Source organism: Pontimonas salivibrio, assembly GCF_002950575.1.
Lineage (GTDB): Bacteria > Actinomycetota > Actinomycetes > Actinomycetales > Microbacteriaceae > Pontimonas > Pontimonas salivibrio.
Genome location: NZ_CP026923.1, coordinates 1056743 through 1079475, shown reverse-complemented (window position 1 = coordinate 1079475; position 22733 = coordinate 1056743). Strand labels below are relative to the sequence as shown.

The 22733-nt window shown below is 59.5% G+C and carries 21 protein-coding genes; all 21 read left to right on the top strand.

The features are described from left to right. The 21 genes from rpoZ to C3B54_RS05310 all read left to right on the top strand — a co-directional run bounded on the left by rpoZ (position 1) and on the right by C3B54_RS05310 (position 22682). On the top strand, positions 1-255 hold the full coding sequence (gene rpoZ, locus C3B54_RS05410) for a DNA-directed RNA polymerase subunit omega (protein ID WP_425440301.1): 255 nt from the start codon (positions 1-3) through the stop codon (positions 253-255). 6 nt (positions 256-261) lie between these two features. Continuing rightward, the gene (gene coaBC, locus C3B54_RS05405) at positions 262-1470 is read left to right on the top strand and encodes a bifunctional phosphopantothenoylcysteine decarboxylase/phosphopantothenate--cysteine ligase CoaBC (RefSeq protein ID WP_104913591.1); all 1209 of its coding nucleotides are present in this window, start codon (positions 262-264) and stop codon (positions 1468-1470) included. 9 nt (positions 1471-1479) lie between these two features. Further along, positions 1480-2661 carry a methionine adenosyltransferase gene (gene metK / locus C3B54_RS05400; RefSeq protein WP_104913590.1) on the top strand — a complete coding sequence of 394 codons (1182 nt, stop codon included), beginning with the start codon at positions 1480-1482 and terminating at the stop codon, positions 2659-2661. Beyond that, positions 2661-4634: a primosomal protein N' family DNA-binding protein gene (locus tag C3B54_RS05395; protein ID WP_104913589.1), complete on the top strand. Its 1974-nt coding sequence runs from the start codon at positions 2661-2663 to the stop codon at positions 4632-4634. Before metK ends, C3B54_RS05395 begins: the two co-directional genes overlap by 1 nt. A gap of 61 nt (positions 4635-4695) precedes the next feature. Continuing rightward, the gene (gene fmt / locus C3B54_RS05390) at positions 4696-5610 is read left to right on the top strand and encodes a methionyl-tRNA formyltransferase (RefSeq protein WP_104913588.1); all 915 of its coding nucleotides are present in this window, start codon (positions 4696-4698) and stop codon (positions 5608-5610) included. Next, positions 5603-6979 carry an RsmB/NOP family class I SAM-dependent RNA methyltransferase gene (locus C3B54_RS05385; protein WP_104913587.1) on the top strand — a complete coding sequence of 459 codons (1377 nt, stop codon included), beginning with the start codon at positions 5603-5605 and terminating at the stop codon, positions 6977-6979. The genes fmt and C3B54_RS05385 overlap by 8 nt, the downstream gene beginning before the upstream one ends. 9 nt (positions 6980-6988) lie before the next feature. Continuing rightward, positions 6989-7657, top strand: coding sequence for a ribulose-phosphate 3-epimerase (gene rpe / locus C3B54_RS05380; RefSeq protein ID WP_104913586.1), 669 nt, complete (start codon positions 6989-6991; stop codon positions 7655-7657). A 53-nt stretch (positions 7658-7710) separates the two neighbouring features. After that, a complete protein-coding gene (locus tag C3B54_RS05375) occupies positions 7711-8076 on the top strand; it encodes an FKBP-type peptidyl-prolyl cis-trans isomerase (RefSeq protein ID WP_104913585.1) in 366 nt (121 codons plus the stop codon). 50 nt (positions 8077-8126) lie between these two features. Next, positions 8127-8390, top strand: a complete 264-nt coding sequence (locus C3B54_RS05370; protein WP_104913584.1) for a phosphoribosyl-ATP diphosphatase — start codon at positions 8127-8129, stop codon at positions 8388-8390. Beyond that, complete coding sequence (gene hisG / locus C3B54_RS05365; protein WP_104913583.1) at positions 8387-9250, top strand: ATP phosphoribosyltransferase; 864 nt, start codon at positions 8387-8389, stop codon at positions 9248-9250. The genes C3B54_RS05370 and hisG overlap by 4 nt, the downstream gene beginning before the upstream one ends. Continuing rightward, complete coding sequence (gene hisF, locus C3B54_RS05360; protein ID WP_104913582.1) at positions 9250-10011, top strand: imidazole glycerol phosphate synthase subunit HisF; 762 nt, start codon at positions 9250-9252, stop codon at positions 10009-10011. The genes hisG and hisF overlap by 1 nt, the downstream gene beginning before the upstream one ends. After that, positions 10008-10349: a phosphoribosyl-AMP cyclohydrolase gene (gene hisI, locus C3B54_RS05355; protein ID WP_104913581.1), complete on the top strand. Its 342-nt coding sequence runs from the start codon at positions 10008-10010 to the stop codon at positions 10347-10349. Before hisF ends, hisI begins: the two co-directional genes overlap by 4 nt. Then, on the top strand, positions 10346-11905 hold the full coding sequence (trpE, locus tag C3B54_RS05350) for an anthranilate synthase component I (protein ID WP_245867811.1): 1560 nt from the start codon (positions 10346-10348) through the stop codon (positions 11903-11905). The genes hisI and trpE overlap by 4 nt, the downstream gene beginning before the upstream one ends. A gap of 22 nt (positions 11906-11927) precedes the next feature. Then, the gene (locus C3B54_RS05345; protein WP_104913580.1) at positions 11928-12491 is read left to right on the top strand and encodes a Trp biosynthesis-associated membrane protein; all 564 of its coding nucleotides are present in this window, start codon (positions 11928-11930) and stop codon (positions 12489-12491) included. 34 nt (positions 12492-12525) lie between these two features. Further along, positions 12526-12756, top strand: coding sequence for a DUF6704 family protein (locus C3B54_RS05340; protein ID WP_104913579.1), 231 nt, complete (start codon positions 12526-12528; stop codon positions 12754-12756). Beyond that, positions 12757-13530, top strand: coding sequence for an indole-3-glycerol phosphate synthase TrpC (locus tag C3B54_RS05335; protein WP_104913578.1), 774 nt, complete (start codon positions 12757-12759; stop codon positions 13528-13530). Continuing rightward, positions 13527-14732: a tryptophan synthase subunit beta gene (gene trpB, locus C3B54_RS05330; protein WP_104913577.1), complete on the top strand. Its 1206-nt coding sequence runs from the start codon at positions 13527-13529 to the stop codon at positions 14730-14732. Before C3B54_RS05335 ends, trpB begins: the two co-directional genes overlap by 4 nt. Beyond that, on the top strand, positions 14733-15530 hold the full coding sequence (gene trpA, locus C3B54_RS05325; RefSeq protein ID WP_104913576.1) for a tryptophan synthase subunit alpha: 798 nt from the start codon (positions 14733-14735) through the stop codon (positions 15528-15530). A gap of 37 nt (positions 15531-15567) precedes the next feature. Continuing rightward, positions 15568-16572, top strand: coding sequence for a prolipoprotein diacylglyceryl transferase (lgt, locus tag C3B54_RS05320; RefSeq protein WP_104913575.1), 1005 nt, complete (start codon positions 15568-15570; stop codon positions 16570-16572). 94 nt (positions 16573-16666) lie between these two features. Next, on the top strand, positions 16667-21232 hold the full coding sequence (gene gltB / locus C3B54_RS05315; protein ID WP_104913574.1) for a glutamate synthase large subunit: 4566 nt from the start codon (positions 16667-16669) through the stop codon (positions 21230-21232). Beyond that, positions 21225-22682 carry a glutamate synthase subunit beta gene (locus tag C3B54_RS05310; protein ID WP_104913573.1) on the top strand — a complete coding sequence of 486 codons (1458 nt, stop codon included), beginning with the start codon at positions 21225-21227 and terminating at the stop codon, positions 22680-22682. The genes gltB and C3B54_RS05310 overlap by 8 nt, the downstream gene beginning before the upstream one ends. Positions 22683-22733: the final 51 nt, after the last annotated feature.

Sequence of the window (22733 nt, the reverse complement as noted above, 5' to 3'; positions counted from 1 at the left end):
GTGTTGCACCACCGAGGAATCATTGATCCCCCTATCGACGAGTTGATGGAAAAAGTTGACTCCAAGTACCAGCTGGTGATCTTTGCGTCGAAGCGGGCACGTCAGATTAACTCCTACTACTCTGACCTCGGCGACGGGAGCCTCTACGAACACGTCGGCCCACTCGTTCCGTCCACAGTGGACGAAAAGCCCCTTTCTATTGCCCTGCGGGAAATCCACGAAGACAAACTCGTGATGACCCCGCTAGCGGATTAGCAGTAAGTGACTGCCTGGCACAGTGAGTCGGGCGCGCGGGTCGTCCTTGGAGTGACCGGCGGTATTGCCGCGTACAAAGCGGTGACAATCGCCAGGCAACTGGTCACCGCAGGCCACAGTGTCACCGTTGTGCCGACCCATTCGGCCCTCAAATTCGTGGGTGCACCCACCTGGGAGGCGATTAGTCGACGCCCAGTGGAGGTCGATGTTTTTGATGGCGTGTCAGAAGTTACCCATGTGGCCCTCGGCCAGCAGGCAGATTTAGTAATCGTTGCTCCAGCAACGGCGCATTTTTTAGCCCAATACGCTGGAGGCCAGGCTCCAGACCTCCTACACACCACTTTGCTGGCCACGACGGCACCCGTGTTGGTCGCGCCCGCCATGCACACCGAAATGTGGCAACACCCGGCCACCGCGGCAAACCTTGAGACACTCCGTTCTCGGGGTGTGCACTTTGTGGGTCCAGACAGTGGTCGCCTGACAGGGGATGATGAGGGCCCTGGCCGACTGGCCGATCCCCTCGAAATTGTCCAAAGGGGCCTCGCGCTGTTGGGCGACCGTCCCCTTTCAGGAAAGAAAGTTCTCATTTCGGCGGGTGGGACGAGAGAGCCACTGGATGCTGTGCGTTACATCGGTAACCGCTCCAGTGGGGCCATGGGGGTCGCACTCGCTGTCGCGGCAAGAGATCGCGGTGCGGAGGTCACACTTGTTCACGCCCCACTGGAAGTGTCTTTGCCCACCGGTGTGGAATGCGTGGCTGCGCCGACGGCCAAAGAGATGCACCGTGAGATGACGGGACGTGCAGGCGGTGCCAACTGGGTGTTGATGGCCGCAGCGGTGGCGGATTACACCCCGAGAAACGCCTTTTCGACGAAGGCCCATAAGGATGACCTCGGCGATGTGTACTCACCGGAGCTTGTGCAAAATCCCGATATTGCGGCGGAGCTTGGAAAAATGCTGCGCGATGACCAGCTGCTGGTCACGTTCTCTGCAGAAACTCTCAGCGATGACGAAGAGTTGATTCACAGAGCGCGGTCTAAGGGTGAGGCGAAGGGCGCCGATGTCGTGGTGGCTAATCGCGTAGGGCCCACGCTAGGCTTTGGCGAGACAGAGACCGCTGTGTGGATTATTCAGCGCTCCGGAGCCCCGGTTCTGTCGACTGGTTCAAAAACGGCCGTCGCGGGGCACCTCATTGATGTCCTGCTCAATCATTAGGGGACAGCAATGCGTTACTTCACATCAGAGTCGGTGACTGAGGGTCACCCGGACAAAATGTGCGACCAGATTTCTGACTCGATCCTTGATGCCTTCCTTGCGGAAGACCCCATGTCGAGAGTCGCCGTGGAATCACTCACAACGACCGGTCTTGTGCACGTTGCCGGGGAAGTGTCCTCCTCGGCAAAAATCGACGTCGAACACATTGCTCGCGAGCGGGTTCGAGACATTGGCTACATCGATGAAGATTATGGAATCAACGCCGAGACGATGGGCGTCATCGTCTCCCTCGGGCAGCAATCACCCGATATCGCCGGCGGTGTCGACAACTCTCTGCAAAGCAGAGAGGGTAACGCCAGTGACGCTTTTGACTCCTTGGGAGCTGGTGACCAAGGCCTGATGTTTGGCTACGCCACCAACGAAAATGAGGCGTTCATGCCCATGTCCCTGTGGTTGGCCCACCGTTTTGCTGAGCGCCTCGCTGCTGTGCGAAAAGACGGCACCGTCGACTACCTCCGTCCCGATGGTAAAACCCAGGTCACTCTTGGGCTGGATGGCCGGACTCCGGTTGAGTTGGACACTTTGGTGATCTCGACTCAGCATCACCCCGGAATTGCCCGCAAGGAACTCGAAGCAGACCTCAAGACCCACGTGATTAATCCAGTACTGGACATGGTGTCACTGGATTCGACAAAGACTCGCTACCTGATCAACCCGAGTGGGGAATTTGTTCTTGGTGGCCCCCAGGGTGACGCCGGCCTCACCGGACGCAAGATCATCGTCGACACATACGGCGGTGCCGCACGTCACGGTGGCGGTGCCTTCAGCGGCAAGGACCCGACAAAGGTCGACCGCTCGGCCGCATACGCCCTGCGCTGGGTGGCCAAAAATGTTGTTGCCGCCGGCCTGGCCGACATTGCGGAGATTCAAGTTGCGTACGCAATCGGTTCAGCTCACCCTGTCGGTATCTTTGTGGAAACATTTGGAACCGAGAAGGTAGCGACGGACAACATTGAAAAGGCCATCGGTGAAGTATTCGATCTGCGGCCTGCCGCAATCATTGATGCGTTGGAGCTCCGCACAACCCGGTACGTTCCGACAGCCACCTACGGTCACTTTGGCCGGTTGGATCTCGACCTGCCCTGGGAGCGCACCAACCGGATCGACGAACTTCTGCGCGCGAGCCGCTAATGGGTGAGCACCCGGTCGCCCGGGTGCTTCCCGAATCTAGGCTGCCGCAGTTAGATCGCATTTTTGACTACTCCATCCCCGAGGGGATGGAAGTCGCTCCTGGTGTGCGCGTGCGCGTACCCATGGGACGAGGCGGCCGGCTCCAAGCCGGCATCGTCATCGACGTGGTCGAAAAGTCCTCATTTGACGGGAAATTAACCCCCATTGACACTCTCGTGTCACCCGTCCCAGTCGTCACACCCGAGCTTCAGCGTCTGGCCGATGCAGTGGCGAAACGCCAGGCCGGTGGTGTGGCCGATATTTTGCGCTTGGCGGTGCCCCCGCGAGCTGTCCGGGTAGAAAAGGCGTGGCTCAACAGGGAATCGGTGGAACCCGCCGAGGTGGAGCTACCAGAAGCCCCCAGTGGCTACGACGAGGGTCACTGGTTAGGGCTGATCGAACAGGGCACTAGACATTGGTGGCAACTGCCCTATGGTCTTCACCACACCGCAGATCACAGTGTTCCCAATGGGCATTGGGAGATCGCCCAATTAGCCGCGCACGCCTTGGCTGCCGGCTCGGGTGTGGTGATTTGTGTGCCGGACTGGCGAGATCATCAGTTACTCGATGGTGCACTTCGTGAGCTAGTCGATGAGAGTGTCCTGGCTCCCTTTGTGGCAACAGAAACCCCCAGCGAGCGCTACCGCAGTTATTTGCGCACCCTTGAGCACACCCCGAGCATTGCCTATGGTGCTCGCCACGCAATCTATGCCCCGGTGTCCAAGCTTGGGCTGGTCATTGTGCTCTCGGACGGGGATGATCTTCACCGTGAGCCACTCGCTCCATACCCTCACAGTCGTGATGTTGCGCTGATACGCGGCGAGCACACCGGTGCCGCGGTGGTGTTCGCGAGTCACGTGCCGAGCCTTCCTGTGCTCAGATTGATGAAAATGGGCTATCTGACGGCCTGCCGCCCGCGTCATGACCGCAGACCCCGGGTTATCCCCACAGCCTTGGGGCGCTTAGCCGAGGACCCCCAGACACCGGGGCGCCTGCCGTCGGTGGCCTACCGGGCGATAGTCGACGCGTTGACAGCAGGCCCCGTTCTCGTTCAGGTCTTCCACGCCGGTTATTCCCCAGGGTTAACCTGTCGATCCTGTGGGGAGCGTGCGCGATGCCTCGAATGCGGAGGGCCGTTGAAAACCTCTCACCAAGCCGGACCTGTGTCCTGTGGCTGGTGTGGGCATCTGGCTGCCCTGTGGTCGTGTAGTGAATGTGGAGGCAGCGAACATCGCCCAAGCGGTCACGGGGTGGGGCGCACCACACAAGAGTTGGGCAAAGCTTTCCCCGGTGTTCCCATCGTTCGTGCTGATGGTGAAAGTAGGACCGCTTCGGTTCCAGGGCGTCCGGCACTGGTGGTGGCGACCCGAGGCGCTGAACCAGTCGCAGCGGGTGGTTACCACGCCGCGCTGTTATTAGACGGTGAGGCCATGTTGCAAAGGGCGTCACTGGATGCGCTGGAGGACACCCTGCAAGGGTGGGAGTGGGCTTTGAGCCTGCTGGCACCGGGCGCGGTGGTATACCTCACGGATTTGGAAGGAAAAGTCGCCCAAAGCTTCGCGTCGGGTGGTGTGGAGGTGCTGTTGGAACGGGAGCTCCAGCAGCGCGGGGAGCTTCGCATGCCCCCGACAATTCGTCTCGCGTCGGTCACTGGGCCACGCGCCGAGGTCGAAGCGGTGGTGTCTTCACTGACGGGCCCAGGGTCCTCGGGTGCCCTAAAAGGCCAGATTGATGCCTTGGGGCCCATTCGAACCGATTCTCACGCGACGTTCCTGCTTCGGATGTCCTACCGTGTGGCCCCAGAAGTGGGGGCGACGTTGCGCGCTGCCGTGGTGCGCTCTGCCACCGCGGGGCCCAGGCGGAATGCTCGCCTCAAAGTGGTGATGGATGACGTCGATGCACTAGACGCGATGGCGGATGACCCGGGGGAGTGAGCCCCACAAACCTGGTAAGCGGTTGGTCGCTCGCTGTCTACAGCCTCAGTAGTCTCGAAGGATGAGGGTTGTGTTCGCCGGTTCTCCGGCTGTTGCCAGGACCGTGTTGAAGGCCTGTGTGGACGCCGGGATGCCCATCGTGGGGGTCATTAGCCAACCCGATCGCCCGGTGGGACGAAAAAAGGTGATTACGCCAACGCCGGTGTCGGCCTATGCCACAGAAGGCGCGATCGCCCTGGAGCGTCCAGAGAGCTCAATAGAATTAACGGCTGCGATAGATCGGCTGAAGCCCGACCTTGTGATCGCCGTCGCCTACGGTCGCCTGATTACCCCTTCTGTGTTGGCATTGCCCACCCACGGGTGGTGGAATCTCCACTTTTCCCTGTTGCCCGCATACCGCGGTGCCACACCGGTGCAGCACGCCCTGCTAGAAGGCGACACGACCACCGGGGTGAGCGTTTTCCAGATTGATGAAGGACTAGACACCGGGCTGATTCTCGCCCAGGAGCCTCTGGTGATTAGGCCCCACGTTACTGCCGGAGAATTGCTGGTCGAACTAGCCCAGGTTGGCGCCCGACTGCTGATTCACACGTTCCATGATCTATTGGCCGGACGTCTGAAGCCGACACCCCAAAGTGGTCCTGTGTCACTCGCGCCCAAGTTGCCCCGTGACGCAGGGCGACTCGACTGCTCGCTTTCTGTGCAAGAGGTGTTCCAACGCTTTCAAGCCACCACGCCCGAACCGGGGGCATATCTCGCACTCGGCGAGGAAGGGGTTCGACTCGGTGTTCACGACGCAGAACCCCTTCCCGACATGCACGGCGAACCGGGTGTGATTGACCGTAGTGAGGGTCGGATTGTGGTGGGGTGCCACGACGGTGCACTCTGGCTGAAAAAGGTACAGCCCGCGGGAAAAACAGTGATGACTGCCGAGGACTGGTGGCGAGGGGTGTCGAAACCGGTGCACTGTGGCTGATCGAAAAACCCGCTACCCGCGGTCTGCTCGAGGTCTCGCGTGGGCGCTTCACCAACAGGTGTGGGAGGACGGGGGTTACGCAAACATTGTGTGGCCAAAGCTGTTGGCGGATACCCCACTGACTGCGGAGGACACACGGTTTGCGACCGAATTGGCTTACGGTTCGCTTAGGCGCTACGGCCAGTGGGAAGCCATTGTGAAGGCTGCTTCGGGTCGAGACCCACACCGGATACAACAAGAAGTCTGGTGGGTGCTCATTCTGGGAACCCACCAACTTCTCGCCATGTCCACAGCGACCCACGCTGCCGTCAACGAGATGGTGGCACTGTGTAAAACGCTGGGGTTTTCCCGCGCGTCTGGCTTCGTGAACGCTGTACTGCGTCGAGTGTCGGAAAAGACCCTGGAACAGTGGCTGGAGATCCTCACCGCCAATCGCCCGGAGGGGGCCGAGCGTTTGGGTGTGCTGCACGCCCACCCGGAGTGGATTGTCCACGCCCTTGGGCAGGCCCTCGAGCGTGAAGGTCGATTAGAGGAGCTTCCAGACCTTCTTGGTGCACATAACGAACCCGCCAGCACACACCTTGCGCTGCTCGGCTCCACGCCACACCCCAATGATCAGCGCACCTTATATTCGCCCATTGGTGTGGTGAGTCCCGGCAATCCGGGACTGGATGCCCGTGTGGTCGCGTCAACAGCAAGAGTGCAAGACGAAGGTTCACAATTGGCGGCACTCGTTGCCGCTCACGTTGTGCCGATGGCCGCAGGGATGAGAATGCTCGACGCTTGCGCTGGGCCGGGAGGAAAGACGGCCGTGTGGGGTCATGTAGCCCAGCAAGTGGGTGCCACCCTCACCGCGGTAGAACAACACGCCCACCGCGCCGCACTCGTGAGCGATTCGGTTCGTGGTCTGCATAGTGGGACAGTCGAGGTTGTCACCGCCGATGTCATTGATTACCTCGATGGGACAAGTGAGCCCTTCGATCGCATCCTGTTGGATGCGCCGTGTTTGGGCCTGGGGGCATTGCGCAGGCGACCGGAGGCACGGTGGCGCAAGAAGCGCTCCGATCTTGATGGCTTGATGGACACCCAACGTGCGCTGTTGTCGGCGTGTGCCGGAGCACTCGCCCCCGGTGGGCATCTGGTCTATGTCACATGCTCGCCCGTTGTGGAGGAAACCACGGAGGCTATTTCGTGGCTTCTCGCTCACGATTCGACCATGCGCGCTGTCCAGACAGAACCCATCATTCAATCCGTTGTGCGAAAGCCCCTCGATCAGGTGGCTGTGGGTACGGCCGTTCAGCTGTGGCCTCACCGTCATGGCACCGATGCGATGTTTATCCAAGTGCTCGTCAAGTCACCATCCGACTAGGCTTGAGCTGTGCAGGTGCGAATTAATCCGAGTGTTCTTGCGGCCGATTTTGTGAATATGGAAGCAGCACTGCAGAGCATCTCCTCCGCAGACGCGGTGCACGTGGATGTCATGGACTATCACTTTGTTCCCAACTTGACGTTTGGGCCCCAAATGGTGGGCCGCATCCAAGACGTCTCACCCGTCCCACTCGATGTGCACCTCATGATTGATAACCCCGAGCGTTGGGCAGTTGATTTTGCGAGCACCGGAGCCGACTGTGTGACGTTTCACGTGGAAGCCACCGAGGACCCTCTCGCGGTCATCGAGGCTCTGGAGAAGGCTGGGGCAAAGACAGGCATCTCGGTAAAGCCCGGCACACCCATCGAGCCCTACCTCGATTTAGTGGAGCGTGTCGACCAGGTACTGATTATGACCGTGGAACCAGGCTTTGGCGGGCAATCTTTCATGGACAGTGTGCTGGACAAAGTCACTGCTGTTGCCACGCGGGCGGCAGACATCGGCCGAGACCTGTGGATCCAGGTCGACGGGGGAGTAGGTCCCGGCACCATTCAACGTGCCGCTCGCGCAGGCGCAAACACTTTTGTGGCCGGCAGCAGTGTTTTTGGTCGAGAGATCTCTCCGGCTGAGGCGATCGCCGAACTACGGGCAGAGGCCCAGGCTGCCGTGGGCCACTAAGCGCCACGTAATACCACCCACACAGACCGTCCCGAAGGAGCAAGGAGTGCGACATGTCACAGACAAAGCCCGAAATTGATCCCCCCATGGGTCCAGCCCCCAGCGAACTGGTGATTGATGACCTCGAAGTGGGCTCCGGCGAGGAAGCCAAGCCGGGTGCCACTGTGGAAGTCCACTACCTCGGAGTGGACTACGAAACGGGCGAAGAATTTGATAGTTCCTGGTCGCGTGGCCAAACCATCACCTTTCCCCTCTCGGGACTCATTGCCGGTTGGCAGGAAGGAATTCCAGGGATGAAAGTCGGAGGGCGACGAACGCTGGCATGCCCACCCCACCTGGCCTATGGTCCTTCCGGTGGCGGGCACCCGTTGAGCGGAAAAACGCTCCTCTTCGTGATTGACCTGGTCGGCATCCGCTAAACCCTCCGCGTGATGGCCCTCCGGCGCGCTGTGGCCGGTAACCTGGTGTCGTGAAAACTTTCGATGAGCTTTACCGTGAAGTCCACGTTCGGTCCCTAGAAGCCACTGAAGGGTCGAGGACAGCTGAACTTCTCGCCGCCGGTGTGCACGCCATTGGAAAAAAAGTTGTCGAAGAGGCCGCCGAAGTGTGGATGGCGGCCGAGCACGAGACAGACGAAGAACTTGCCGTCGAAATCGCTCAGTTGCTTTATCACCTTCAGGTGATGATGGTCGCGCGCGGGGTCAGCCTCGAGGATGTGTACCGCGCCCTATGAGTTCTCTGAACACTCCAGCACAACCGCTACGGATCGCTGTACCCAATAAGGGCACTCTTTCCGACGCCGCTCAGCAAATGCTTACTGAGGCGGGCTATTCGGGCCGCGTTGATCCTCGTGCACTCAGTGTCCCCGATGAGCGAAACGGGGTCGAGTTTTACTACTTGCGCCCTCGAGACATCGCCACCTATGTGGCCAGTGGCGCCCTCGATATTGGGATCACCGGGCGTGACTTGTTGCGCGACTCGGAAACTCCTGCGAGAGAGATTCAGCCTCTGGATTTTGGTTTTTCCACTTTCCGTTTCGCGGGCCCTCCAGGCATTGATGACCTCGAAGCCCTCAAAGGCAAAAGGGTCGCTACGAGCTATCCGCACCTGGTCGAACGGTTTTTGGCCGAGCGTGGAGTGGTGGCCGACATTGTTCGCCTCGATGGTGCCGTGGAATCGGCAGTCCGATTGGGTGTCGCTGAAGCCGTGGCCGATGTGGTCTCCACGGGGCGCACTCTTGCCGCCCAAGGGTTAGAGATCTTTGGTCCAGTAATTCTGGAATCCGAAGCAGTGTTGATTGCGGGCCCAGAAAACCCCCCAGGTCTTGCGACCCTGCAACAGCGCCTCCAGGGTGTTTTAGTCGCGAGACAGTTTGTGTTGATGGACTACGACCTTCCGTTAGAGCTACTTGACCAGGCGATTGCGATTTCTCCGGGTCTGGAATCGCCCACCGTGTCGCCGTTGCAGGACCCTGCATGGGTTGCGGTGCGGGCGATGGTGCGCCGTGGAGACCAGCACGAGGTCATGGACCGGCTCTACGCCTTAGGTGCCCGCGCCATCCTGATGTCATCGATTCACGCAGCGCGGATCTAGTGACTCTGGCCACACGGGTCATTCCTTGCCTGGATGTTGATTCGGGCAGGGTCGTCAAGGGTGTCAACTTCCTCGACCTTGTTGACCAGGGCGACCCGGTGGAGCTGGCGACCCGTTACGGTGCACAGGGCGCCGACGAGATCACTTTCTTGGATGTGACCGCCACGGTTGATGACCGGGCGACCACGTTGGATCTTGTCAGGCGGACAGCAGAAACCCTCTTTATCCCGCTCACGGTGGGCGGAGGGGTGCGAACCAGTGACGATGTTGCCCGTCTCTTAGCCCACGGTGCCGACAAGATCAGTGTCAATTCGGCAGCGATTAGTCGACCAGAACTCATCGACGATATTGCTCAACGTTTTGGCGCCCAAGTGTGTGTTGTATCCCTCGATGTGAAAAGGGACCCGGGCACGCCCTCGGGCTTCGTCGTGACGACTCATGGTGGGCGGACCACAACCGACATTGATGCCCTCCAGTGGGCAATCGAAAGTGTTGACCGCGGAGCCGGAGAACTACTGGTTAACTCCATTGACGCAGACGGCACCAAAGAAGGCTTCGACGTGGAGCTGATTTCTCTGTTGCGGCCACACGTGTCTGTTCCCCTGGTCGCTTCAGGGGGTGCAGGGGCGCTGTCTCACTTTGCTCCTGCGATTGTGGCTGGCGCCGATGCGGTGCTTGCGGCATCGGTGTTTCACAGTGGCGCGTTGACCGTGTCACAGGTTAAGGAAGAATTGGTCGCGCAGGGGGTGGTAGTCAGATGAACTCAGTAGTGAAAGTCACGGGCGAAATACCCGGCGATGTGGTGTTCAACGCTGACGGGTTGGTCCCCGTGGTGGTCCAAGACGACCAGACCCTGCAGGTATTAATGCTGGCGTGGATGGACGCAGAAGCGATTCGCCGCACCGTGTCAGAAGGCCGAGTGACATATTTTTCTCGCTCCCGCAAGGAATATTGGCGAAAGGGCGACACCAGCGGTCACGTCCAATGGGCACAGTCACTTTCTCTCGACTGTGACGGTGACACGATCTTGCTCCGGGTCGATCAGACCGGGCCCGCCTGCCACACCGGGTCAACCAGTTGTTTTGAGGCCAGGTCGTGAACCAGTCAGGTCAGCCGATTAGCCACCTGGGAGACACCACGCTGGAGGCCTTTCTTGAGGCGGGCAACGATGCGCCTGTCGTGGCAGTAATGCGCACACTCTTTGCAGATAGTGAAACCCCGATGGGGCTTTATCGAAAACTCTCCGGGGGCCCAGGCTCCTTTTTACTGGAATCGGCCGATCAGGCCGGCAAATGGTCGAGGTATTCTTTTATTGGCGCCTCCAGCCATGGTGTGTTGACCGAATCAGATGGTCACGCGCAGTGGGATTCGCTGGGAATGAGTGCCAGTGAGGCTTTCGGGGGACCTGTCCCCGAGAAAGCACTCGATGCCCTCGAAGCACTAGACCTGCGCTGGGCAAGCAATGCCTTGCCCGCCGTGCCCCCATTTTCTGGCGGTCTTGTCGGCTATATCGGCTGGGATGCGGTGCGGGAGTTGGAACACCTGCCACACCCGCCACGCAGTGTTCACCCGGTGCCACGGGTCGCGATGGCACTCACAAAAGATTTGGTGGTCTTTGACCACCACTCGTCGGATGTGATTTTGTTGGCCTTGGTCTACTCTCAGGAGCCCGTCACAAAGAGCCACTACACCGAAGCTGTGGCGCGGTTGGATTCACTTCACGACGCCCTTCGAGCACCGACAGCCTCAACGCTCTCCACTCGCCACGAAGGTGAGGCCCAGGGGGCAACACCCAACATGACCCGGGAGCAATTCCACGACATGGTGGCCCGAGCCAAGCAACACATTGTTGACGGGGATGTCTTTCAAGTGGTCGTCGGGCAGCGCTTTGATGCCGAGGTCACCGCAAGCGCCCTTGAGGTGTATCGCGTGTTGCGTTCGCTGAACCCCAGCCCTTACATGTATTTGCTGGAATCACGGGGGGCTGATGGGGTTCCCTTCCACGTCGTCGGGTCATCGCCCGAAGCGCTTGTGAGCGTAAAAAACAATCGCGTGTACTCCCACCCGATTGCGGGTTCACGTCCCCGAGGGGACACCCCGGAGCGCGATGCGGAAATTGCCCACGAGTTGGCCGCAGATCAGAAAGAGCAGGCTGAGCACCTCATGCTGGTTGATTTGGCCAGAAATGACCTCTCCCGCGTCTGTGTGTCGGGCAGTGTTGACGTCACCGAATTCATGGAAGTGGAGCGTTTTAGCCACATCATGCATTTGGTGAGTTCCGTCGAAGGCCAAAAGCGCCCGGACGCGAGTCTCACCGACGTGTTACGCGCAACATTTCCCGCAGGGACCCTCAGTGGCGCACCGAAACCTCGGGCGCTGGAAATCATCGACGATCTGGAACCCGATCGGCGTGGCGTCTATGGGGGAGTGGTGGGCTACTTTGCCCACCGCGGTGACGCCGATGTGGCGATTGCGATTCGAACCGTGTGGATGCGCGAAGGTGTGGCCACCGTCCAGGCAGGAGCGGGCATTGTTGCCGATTCCGATCCCGAAAGTGAGTATCAAGAAACCCACCACAAGGCGGCCGCGCCCCTCAGAGCCGTTGCCACAGCCAACGCGCTACAACCGGACACACAGGCACCTGATTCGAAATGACCGCGTCGAATGGTTGATTCGAATGGCTGATTCGTGTACACCACGTCGCGGCAGTCGCCATTACCCCATGATTGTGGCCTTAATTGTGGGTTTGGTAAGTGTCGGAGCACCGTGGGTCACCGTCGAGCTCCCCACCGGAGCGACTGGCACAGCCGGCGTGGCTGAAGTCGCTCCCGCCTCTTTTAGTGCCGCCCTTGCAGCCGTTGCCGCGTGGGGTGCGACCCTGTTGACACGGGAGAGAGCCACCCGAGTCGTGAGCGTCCTGCAAGGGTTGTTAGGTGGGGTTGCAATCGTGTTTTATGCCCGCGCTTTTATCGAAACCGATTCGGTCATCGAATCGGTCGCGTCCAATGCGAGCGGTGTGATCGGTGCACTATCAGCCTCAGACAGTGTGACGACCTGGTCGCCGGCGTGGATTGGGTTGTGGGGCGTAGTGCTTCTCGCGATCATTATTTCAGGGTTGTGGGGTGTGCTGGTCCCCGGGCGGCGTGGCAGTGGCCGGTCGAAATATGAACGCTCGGATCAGGTGGATGAGCCCGACCCGTGGGAGTCCCTGAGCGACGGAGAAGACCCCACCTCCCGGTAAGATGGAGGAAAATCGTGTGTGAAGAGGAGCGTTTATGACCCCCGAGAATGACCCCGGACACGGCCACTCTCCTGCGGCCTGGATAGCCGTAGCGGTGTCGATTGCTGGACTTTCCGCCGCCACAGTGTTCTTCTTCCTCGCCATCTGGACACCGTTCTGGATTTCGATGGCGGTGTTCGTTGGCGGCCTACTCCTCGGACCCCTCTTAGCGGCGATGGGCTATGGCGTCCGCGGACCAAAATGGCAGCCAAAGGACACCCACTAGGTGTTAAACGAGCTTGTTGCGGGTGCCCGTGAGGATGCCCGCAATCGTGAGGCGACTGTTCCGTTAGAGGAGTTGGTGGCCAAAGCCACACTGATGCCCGCGGTGTCTGTCTCAGCACACTTGGCTCCGGGGCTGGACCATGTCGGCGTGATTGCGGAAATCAAACGGGCGAGCCCCTCTAAGGGCCCTCTGGCTGACATTCCTGACCCGGTCTGGTTGGCTAAAGAATACGAAGCGGGTGGTGCCAGTGCCATCAGCGTGTTGACCGAGTCGAGACAGTTCAAAGGTTCCCTCGACGACCTCGCGCAGGTGTCCTCAGCGGTCGATATTCCCGTTCTTCGCAAAGACTTCCTCACCAGTACCTATCAGGTCGTTGACGCCCGCGCCCACGGCGCGAGCATGATCCTGGTGATCATGGCCGCGGTGAATGATGCGGTGGCACGATCGATCATTGATGAGGCCAACACCTGGGGGATGCAGGCACTAGTGGAGGCACATAGCGCCGACGAAGTCCGACGGGCCGTCGATCTGGGGGCCGAACTCATTGGGATTAACGCACGAGATTTGACCACTTTCGAACTCGATCGGAACCTGTTTGGCACACTTCGCGACTTAATCCCGTCAGGTGTGGCGACGGTTGCGGAATCGGCCGTGAACACACCGGCCGATGTGGCGGCTTACCGCGAGCAGGGAGCTGATTTTGTGCTGGTGGGTGAAGCGCTCGTCACCGGAGAGAACCCCCAGGCAACCGTGAGAGAGTACTGCCAATCATGACAACACTTCGTGAAGAATCAGGCCCGTACTACGGCGCATTCGGTGGACGATTCGTCCCCGAATCTCTCATTGGCGCGCTCGATGAGCTAGAAGCCGCCTACCGGGACGCCAAGGCAGACCCTACCTTTCAAGCCGAACTAGATCGGCTCCATCGCGACTACACGGGTCGGCCCTCCATCATCACCGAAGCAACCCGCTACTCGGAATATTGCGGTGGGGCGCGAATTTTCTTGAAGCGCGAAGACCTGAATCACACCGGCAGTCACAAAATCAACAACGTGTTGGGTCAGGCGCTTCTGGCGAAAAGAATTGGAAAAACGAGGCTTATCGCCGAAACTGGCGCCGGCCAACACGGTGTGGCGACCGCCACTGCTGCAGCACTGATGGGCATGGAGTGCCTGGTCTACATGGGGCAGGTCGACACTGAACGACAGGCCTTGAATGTCGCCAGAATGCGCCTTTTGGGTGCAGAGGTCCACCCTGTGACCACTGGTTCGAGGACATTGAAAGACGCCATCAACGAAGCGATGCGCGACTGGGTGGCCAATGTGGAGCACTCCCACTACCTTTTGGGCACTGTTGCCGGACCGCACCCGTTCCCGCTCATTGTCCGAGACTTCCACTCGGTCATTGGCTACGAAGCCCGTCAGCAAATGCTTGAGCTGACCGGTCGCCTACCAGACGCCGTCACCGCCTGTATTGGTGGTGGCAGCAACGCGATGGGTATTTTCCACGCCTTCCTTGACGATCCTTCGGTACGCCTTGTGGGTTATGAAGCGGGTGGCGACGGCGTCGATACTCCCCACCATGCAGCGACCCTCGGAATGGGTAAGGCCGGGGTTCTCCACGGGGCCAGAAGCCTGGTACTCCAAGACGAAGACGGTCAAACCATCGAGTCGCACTCAATTTCTGCGGGTCTTGACTACCCCGGTGTCGGCCCCGAACACGCCTGGCTACAATCCATTGGGCGAAGCGAATACGGCTCCGTCACTGACGATGAGGCCATGCAGGCACTGCGCAGGCTGTCCCACAGTGAAGGAATTATTCCGGCAATCGAGACCGCTCACGGTCTTGCCGGCACCGAGAAGCTTGGAAAAGAGCTCGGCCCTGGAGCGAACATTTTGGTCAATCTCAGTGGCCGCGGAGATAAAGACATGGAAACTGCGGCGCGATACTTCAACTTGATCGGTGAAGGAGCTTAAGTGTCCACCCCGAGTGTTGCGGAGACCATTGCCGCCGCAAAGGAAAACGGCCGCGGTGTGGTTATTGGCTACCTGCCAATGGGGTTTCCAGATCTTGCGACCAGTGTTGAGGCCGCCGTCATTCTTGCCGAAGAAGGATTCGATGTTCTGGAGCTTGGTGTGCCCTATTCCGATCCTGTGATGGACGGACCGCTGATTTCGCGCTCCACCCAGCGCGCGTTAGAAGCCGGTTTTAAACTTCGCGATCTGTTTCCTGCAATTGCAGAAATCACTCGCAGAGTGGACATACCGGTACTGGTGATGACGTACTGGAATCCCGTTGTTCAGTACGGCGTTGATCGCTTTACCAAGGATCTTCTTGCGGCGGGCGCCAAAGGTCTCATCACCCCGGATCTCATCCCCGATGAGGCCAGCGAGTGGCTAGAGGTTTCTGAACGCCTAGGCGCTGAGCGGGTATTTCTCGCTGCACCGTCCTCCAGCGACGAACGCCTTGCGCGGGCCGTGGCAGAGTCCAAAGGGTTTGTCTATGCGGTGTCCACGATGGGAATTACGGGGACCCGAGCGGGCGTGGACAAGGCGGCGCACACGGTCGTCTCCAGACTTCGAGAGCAGGACGCTGATTCGGTCTGTGTGGGCCTCGGTATTTCCACTGGCGAGCACGTCGATGAGGTGCTCGCCTACGCCGATGGTGCCATTGTGGGATCCGCCCTGGTGCGTGCACTCGACGAGGGTGGTCTTGACCAGTTGAGAACCGTTGCGGCGGGTTTGACCAAACGAAGCGGGCTCCAGGCCAGGTAGCCTAGAGATTCGCCCACGCACCACGGAAGAAGAATTAATGCTGCCGAATTCACTGCCCAGCCCTCCTGCCGAATGGCGCTCATTCAATATCGGGCAATGGCTTCGAGACCTCGGTCTTGACTGGTTTGCGCTCAACCTCAGCGTGAATGCCTACGCCCTGTTCATCTTGCTGGGCATCGTGGCGGCAGTGCTGATTGTGAACCACCGTCTCACCAGTCGAGGCGCTGAACCGTGGATTGTGGTGGATATTGCCCTGTACGCGGTTCCCTTCGGCATTCTGGGGGGCAGGCTATTCCACGTCATCACCCACCCCGCCGATTACTTTTTTGAGGGCGCAGATCTCTGGCGGGTTCTCTACGTCTGGGAGGGCGGGCTCGCGATTTTCGGTGCCCTCCTCGGTGGTGCGGTCGGTGCATGGATCGGTACCCGAGTGACTGGGGTGCGTTTCTGGGCTTTTGCTGATGCCCTCGCACCGGGTTTGCTGATTGCGCAGGCCACAGGTCGCTTCGGTAACTATTTCAACCAAGAGCTTTTCGGTGCCCCAACCGACTTACCGTGGGGCCTGGAAATAGATCCGGGTAATCCCGCCATTCCGGTGGGGTTGCCCGCGGACACCCTGTTTCACCCCACCTTTGCCTACGAGTCCCTGTGGAACATTCTCGGAGCCCTGGTCATCATTGCGGCGACCAGAAAGCTCAACCTCCAATGGGGTAAAGCCTTTGCGCTGTATTTGATCTGGTACGGCGCGGGACGCTTCACCCTCGAATTCTTGCGCCTGGACGTTGCTGAAGTGATTTTTGGGCTGCGCGCGAATCAGTGGGCAGCGTTGGCTGGAATTGTGTTGGGACTCCTGATTATTGTGGTGCAAAGCAGATCTCACCCTGGCTTAGAACCTTCGGTGTATCGCCCTGGCAAAGAGTGGGAGCCAGACGATGAGGTAGAATCAGAGGACCGCTACCGGCTCGGTGAAGATTCTGAGCCTCGTAGCGAAGCGGCTTCTACGACCACCACAAGTGGCCAGCCCGCTCCAACCGACAAGTAAGAAGCCAGGCGTCGAGTGTAACCTCGAGGTCTCCTGGTATCCACGGGCCAACGGTGTCCCCGAACGGTGACGATTCGTCGTAAGGACGGTGACAATGACATTTCAAGGGCCCTACCAGCGCAACAACAGCATCCCGGACGCCTCCGGACTCTATAACCCACGCTTCGAACGTGACGCCTGTGGGCTGGCCATGGTCGCCACCCTCCGAGGAACGCCCGGTCACGACATCGTCGATAAGGCATTACGTGCTCTTCGCAACCTCGAACACCGCGGGGCAGTCGGTTCGGATGCGGGTACCGGTGACGGGGCAGGCATCATCACCCAAATCCCCGACCTTTTCCTCCGCGAAGTGGTCGATTTCGATCTTCCCGAAAAAGGTTCCTACGCGGTAGGAACAGGTTTTCTCGCCACCGACCCGTCTGTGCGATTGGATGAGAAAGCGGCGATTGAGGCCATCGCGCTTGAGGAAAAGCTCGTTGTTCTGGGTTGGCGAGAGGTTCCCGTGCGCCCCGAAGAGGTGGGCGAGCTCGCCCGTGCAGCAATGCCCGGCTTCGAGCAACTTTTCGTGTCCTCGACTGCGGAAGACCCGCGCTCAGGCATTGCCTTAGACCGGCTAACGTTCAGGCTGAGAAAACGAGTGGAGCGAGAACTGGGACTGTATTTCCCGTCCCTGTCGGCGAGAACCATGGTCTACAAAGGCATGGTGACCACGCTCCAGCTGGAGCCGTTCTACCCCGACCTTTCTGACGAACGCTTCCAGTCGACATTGGCGCTCGTGCACTCGCGCTATTCGACAAACACTTTCCCGTCTTGGCCGCTGGCCCAACCCTTTAGGCGCATCGCCCATAACGGTGAAATCAACACTATTCGGGCAAACCGCAACTGGATGCACGCCAGGCAGTCCCAGCTGCATTCAGAGCTTCTCGGGTCCCTCGACGAGCTCTATCCGATTGTGACGGAGGGCGCCAGTGACTCTGCCTCGCTCGACGAGGTTGTGGAGTTGTTGGAACTGGGCGGCCGTTCGCTCCCGCACGCCATCATGATGTTGGTTCCGGAAGCCTGGGAAAACCAAGCGGATATGGACCCTGCAGTGCGCGACTTCTACGAGTTCCATTCGATGTTGATGGAGCCGTGGGATGGCCCAGCCGCTCTGGTCTTCACCGACGGATCTCTCGTCGGCGCCACTCTGGATAGAAATGGCCTGCGTCCAGGCCGCTATGTCATCACCAGCGATGGTTCGGTGATTCTGGGTAGCGAGATTGGTGTGTTGGACGTTGATCCCGCGACCGTGGTGCGCAAAGGGCGCTTGCGTCCCGGTTCGATGCTGCTCGCGGATACTCACGAGGGTCGAATCATCGAAGACGATGAGCTGAAGGCTCAACTGGCCCACGCTGCCCCCTGGGGCCAGTGGGTCGAAGACGGCCGTATTGAACTTGAATCGCTGCCGGAGCGTGAACACATCATTGCGACACCCGCGTCGATTGTTCACCGCCAACGCACCTTCGGGTACACCGAGGAAGAAATCAGGGTGCTTCTCGCTCCGATGGGAGCTAACGGTCAAGAACCTCTCGGTGCGATGGGGTCCGATACGCCCATAGCGGCGATTTCTGAGCGCCCCCGGTTGCTCTTTGACTACTTCGCCCAACAGTTTGCTCAGGTGACCAACCCGCCGCTGGATTCCATCCGCGAGCAGGTTGTCACCTCCATGACGACGTCACTGGGACCAGAGGCCAACCTGCTCGATGCAGGGGCCGATCACACCCATCAGGTTGTGCTCGAGTTTCCCGTTATCGACAACGATGAGTTGGCCAAGATTGGTCACCTGAAAGATGACCAAGGCCAACCCAGCACCCACACAGTGGAGGGCCTCTACTCGGTAGATCGTGGTGTTGACGGATTACGCGAACGTCTCGATGAGATCTGCCGGGAAGCCGATGAAGCCGTTGAGCGTGGTGTGCGTTTCGTGGTGTTGAGCGACCGCCACTCCACCCAAGACCTTGCCCCCATCCCCTCGCTGCTGTTGCTCTCCGCAGTGCACCACCACCTGATTCGCGGCCACAAACGCATGCGGGTGGGCCTGGTGGTGGAAGCGGGCGACGTTCGCGAGGTTCACCACGCCGCCATGCTGATTGGTTTCGGTGCCTCGGCGCTGAACCCCTATCTCGCGATGGAGACCGTTGAGCACCTGGCGCGCACCGGAGAAATCGAAGGGGTTGAACCGGAAAAGGCCGTGAGAAACGTCATCACGGCACTTGGCAAAGGCGTGTTGAAAATCATGAGCAAGATGGGCATCTCCACTGTTGCCTCCTATGCCGGAGCCCAAGCATTCGAAGCAGTGGGGCTATCCCAGGAGCTCATCGACCTCTATTTCACCGGGACGACCAGCATTTTGGGTGGTGTTGGGCTCGAGATCATTGAGGCGGAAAACCAGAAGCGACACGCTTTGGCCTACCCGGAGACCGGTCACGCAAACCCGCACCAGCGTCTGCCTGTGGGTGGCGAATACCAGTGGCGCCGTGAAGGCCCACCGCACCTGTTTAACCCCCAGAGCGTCTTTTTGCTCCAGCACGCAACCCGCCAAAAGCGCTTTGACCTGTTTAGGGAATACACCAAAGGTGTTGACGACCAGTCCGAAGAACTAATGACCCTTCGTGGCCTGTTCAGCCTGCGCACCGGCGAGAGAAAACCGATCCCGCTGGACGAAGTTGAGCCCATCGAATCGATTCTCACCCGGTTTAACTCTGGGGCAATGTCGATGGGGGCGGTTAGCCCTGAGATGCACGAAACGCTTGCCGTGGCAATGAACCGTATGGGGGCGTTGAGTAACACCGGTGAGGGCGGTGAATCACCCGAGCGTCTGCTCGACCCCGAGCGCTCCAGTCGGATCAAACAAATCGCCTCAGGACGCTTTGGTGTGACCAGTTTGTATCTGACCCACGCGACCGACCTGCAAATCAAAATGGCGCAGGGCGCAAAACCCGGTGAAGGTGGGCAGCTGCCCGCGAACAAGGTGTATCCGTGGATTGCGAAGCTCCGCCATGGAACCCCGGGTGTGGGACTAATTTCACCCCCGCCACACCACGACATTTATTCCATTGAAGACCTCAAGCAACTCATCTATGACCTGAAACGCTCCAACCCGCTCGCCAACGTCCACGTGAAGCTGGTGAGTCAGTCGGGTATTGGTGCGGTTGCGACGGGTGTGGCCAAGGCAAAAGCCGACGTGATCCTCATTTCTGGACACGACGGTGGTACCGGGGCCAGCCCGCTGAACTCGCTCAAACACGCCGGTACGCCGTGGGAGATCGGTTTAGCGGAAGCCCAACAGACCCTGATGGTCAACAACCTTCGTGGGCGCGTGAAACTCGCCGTGGACGGCCAAATGAAGACCGGTCGTGATGTCATCATTGCTGCACTATTGGGTGCTGAAGGTTTCGGTTTCGCGACCGCACCCATGGTGGTCTCCGGCTGCATTCTGATGCGCGTGTGCCATTTGGACACCTGCCCGGTGGGTGTCGCCAGCCAAAACCCTGAACTGCGTAAGCGCTTTTCTGGCACACCCGAGTTCGTCCAAACCTTCTTTGAATACATCGCTGAAGAAGTGCGGGAATACCTCGCAGCGCTCGGCTTTAGAACCCTCGAAGAGGCAATCGGTCAGGCACACCTTATTGATGTCGACCGCGCGGTGTCGCATTGGAAGACAGACGGGCTCGACCTTGAACCCATTCTCTCCACTGAGGCACTGCGCCCCGGTGTGGCGGTCCATCACGCTGAAGGTCAAGACCACGAGATTGACCAACACTTCGATCAAGAGCTGATTCGACTGGCGGAACCTGCACTGTTGCGCGGGGAAAAAGTCACCATCGAGACCGAAATCCGGAACACTGAGCGAGCCGTAGGCACCATGCTCGGTAACGCGGTGACCGTCGCACACGGTGAACACGGATTGCCCTCAGGCACCATCGATATCACTCTCAACGGTGCTGCCGGCCAGTCGCTCGGTGCCTTTATGCCGGGCGGGATTTCGCTGCGCCTGTGGGGTGACGCCAACGACTACGTCGGGAAGGGCCTCTCCGGCGGAGCCATCACCATCCGACCCGCGAAGGGCAGTGTGTTTGCGCCTGAACGTAACGTGATCGCCGGAAACGTGATCGGTTACGGAGCAACCTCAGGAACCATGTTTATCAGTGGTGTCGTGGGGGAGCGGTTCCTGGTGCGAAACTCCGGTGCCACCGCGGTAGTAGAGGGTGTCGGCGATCACGCCCTCGAATACATGACCGGTGGCCTTGCCGTCATTCTCGGTGAGACGGGTCGAAACCTTGGCGCCGGCATGTCTGGCGGGATGGCCTACGTGTGGAAACTTCGCACCGAACGGGTAAACGCTGAGGCTCTTCGAAGTGGCGAAATTGAATTGGGTCCTTTGGGTTCGACAGAGCGTGAGATCCTTCGAGACCTGTTAACGCGCCACGTCGAAGAAACCGGCTCGCCGGCTGCCTCACGAATCCTGGAGCAGGGTGACGAAGGGTTAAACGACTTTGTGATGATCACACCGCGCGACTACCGGCGAGTGATTGAGACCAGGCAGCAAGCAGTAGCCGAAGGGCTCGACCCCGACGGTGATGAAGTGTGGAGCAGAATTTTGGAGGTGACCGGTGGGTGATCCAAGAGGGTTTTTGAAATACACCGAACGTGAGCTTCCACCCCGGCGGCCCGTACCGGTCCGAATTAGTGACTGGAAAGAGGTTTATGGGGCTCGTGACCCCGATGTACTGAAAAGGCAAGCGTCGCGTTGTATGGACTGTGGTGTGCCTTTTTGTCATCAGGGCTGCCCGCTGGGCAACCTCATTCCGGAATGGAACGATTTGGTGCGCCGCGGTGACGGGCTGGGCGCCATTGAACGCCTGCACGAGACAAACAACTTCCCCGAATTTACGGGACGGTTGTGTCCTGCCCCCTGCGAGTCCTCGTGCGTGTTGGGTATCAACCAACCCCCGGTCACCATCAAACAGGTCGAAGTATCCATTATCGACACCGCGTGGGCGAACGGTTGGGTGAAACCACTTCCTCCAGAGCGTCTAACCGGGAAAACAGTAGCGGTGGTCGGTAGTGGTCCCGCAGGCCTCGCGGCCGCTCAACAGTTGACCCGGGTCGGGCACACCGTTGCGGTGTACGAACGTGATGACCGCATCGGCGGTCTTCTGCGCTACGGCATTCCTGATTTCAAAATGGAAAAGCACCACGTCGATCAACGCTTGGCGCAAATGCAGGCTGAGGGAACACGCTTTCGAGCCGGAGTAAATATCGGAACCGACATCACCTGGGATGAACTCATTGCCCGTTACGACGCCGTCGTGGTGGCCACCGGTGCTCCCATTCCGCGTGATTTGCCCATTCCGGGACGCGATGCCCTGGGTATCCACTACGCGATGGATTATTTGGTTCCCGCCAACCGGTGGGTTGCCGGTGATGCCGTCGCCCAACCCATCGATGCCGAAGGCAAGCACGTCGTGATTCTGGGTGGTGGCGACACCGGAGCCGACTGTCTCGGTACTGCTCATCGCCAGCGGGCGGAAAGTGTCACCATGTTGGCCATTGGCCAACAACCACCGACCGAACGCCCAGAAAACCAACCATGGCCGATGGACCCCACACTTTTTGAAGTGCAATCAGCGCACGAAGAAGGTGGCGAGCGGATGTATCTGGCCTCCACGGTCGAGTTTGTGAGCAATGAAGCCGGAGAGGTGCGGGCGTTGAAAGTTGCGGAAACGGAATTCCGTGACGGCGGTCGGTACCCAAAGCCTGGGACTGAGCGTGAAATTCCTGCTGACCTGGTGCTTCTCGCGCTGGGTTACAAAGGCCCGGACTACCACCTGATGCACGACCAGTGCGGTATTGACATCGACGAACGGGGAAATATTGCCCGAGGCCGGGACTACGACACGTCGGTGCCTGGTGTGTTTGTTGCGGGCGACGCCGGTCGCGGCGCGTCGTTGATTGTGTGGGCTATTGCTGAGGGGCGCGCAGTTGCTGCCGAAGTCGATCGCTTCCTGGAAGGTGAGACGAGTCTGCCAGCACCGGTTCGTGCAACAGATCAGGCCTTAGCTGTCTAGAGCCTTGTGTAATCCCCGTAGGCTGGGGGTGTTCGTTTCTTCTACTTCGCA

What these genes read in the sequence shown, in the direction of transcription:
- metK (WP_104913590.1), top strand. Translation starts at nt 1,480, where the DNA reads ATGCGTTACTTCACATCAGAGTCGGTGACTGAGGGTCACCCGGACAAA.
- C3B54_RS05395 (WP_104913589.1), top strand. Translation starts at nt 2,661, where the DNA reads ATGGGTGAGCACCCGGTCGCCCGGGTGCTTCCCGAATCTAGGCTGCCG.
- fmt (WP_104913588.1), top strand. Translation starts at nt 4,696, where the DNA reads ATGAGGGTTGTGTTCGCCGGTTCTCCGGCTGTTGCCAGGACCGTGTTG.
- C3B54_RS05375 (WP_104913585.1), top strand. Translation starts at nt 7,711, where the DNA reads ATGTCACAGACAAAGCCCGAAATTGATCCCCCCATGGGTCCAGCCCCC.
- hisG (WP_104913583.1), top strand. Translation starts at nt 8,387, where the DNA reads ATGAGTTCTCTGAACACTCCAGCACAACCGCTACGGATCGCTGTACCC.
- hisI (WP_104913581.1), top strand. Translation starts at nt 10,008, where the DNA reads ATGAACTCAGTAGTGAAAGTCACGGGCGAAATACCCGGCGATGTGGTG.
- C3B54_RS05345 (WP_104913580.1), top strand. Translation starts at nt 11,928, where the DNA reads ATGGCTGATTCGTGTACACCACGTCGCGGCAGTCGCCATTACCCCATG.
- C3B54_RS05340 (WP_104913579.1), top strand. Translation starts at nt 12,526, where the DNA reads ATGACCCCCGAGAATGACCCCGGACACGGCCACTCTCCTGCGGCCTGG.
- trpB (WP_104913577.1), top strand. Translation starts at nt 13,527, where the DNA reads ATGACAACACTTCGTGAAGAATCAGGCCCGTACTACGGCGCATTCGGT.
- lgt (WP_104913575.1), top strand. Translation starts at nt 15,568, where the DNA reads ATGCTGCCGAATTCACTGCCCAGCCCTCCTGCCGAATGGCGCTCATTC.
- gltB (WP_104913574.1), top strand. Translation starts at nt 16,667, where the DNA reads ATGACATTTCAAGGGCCCTACCAGCGCAACAACAGCATCCCGGACGCC.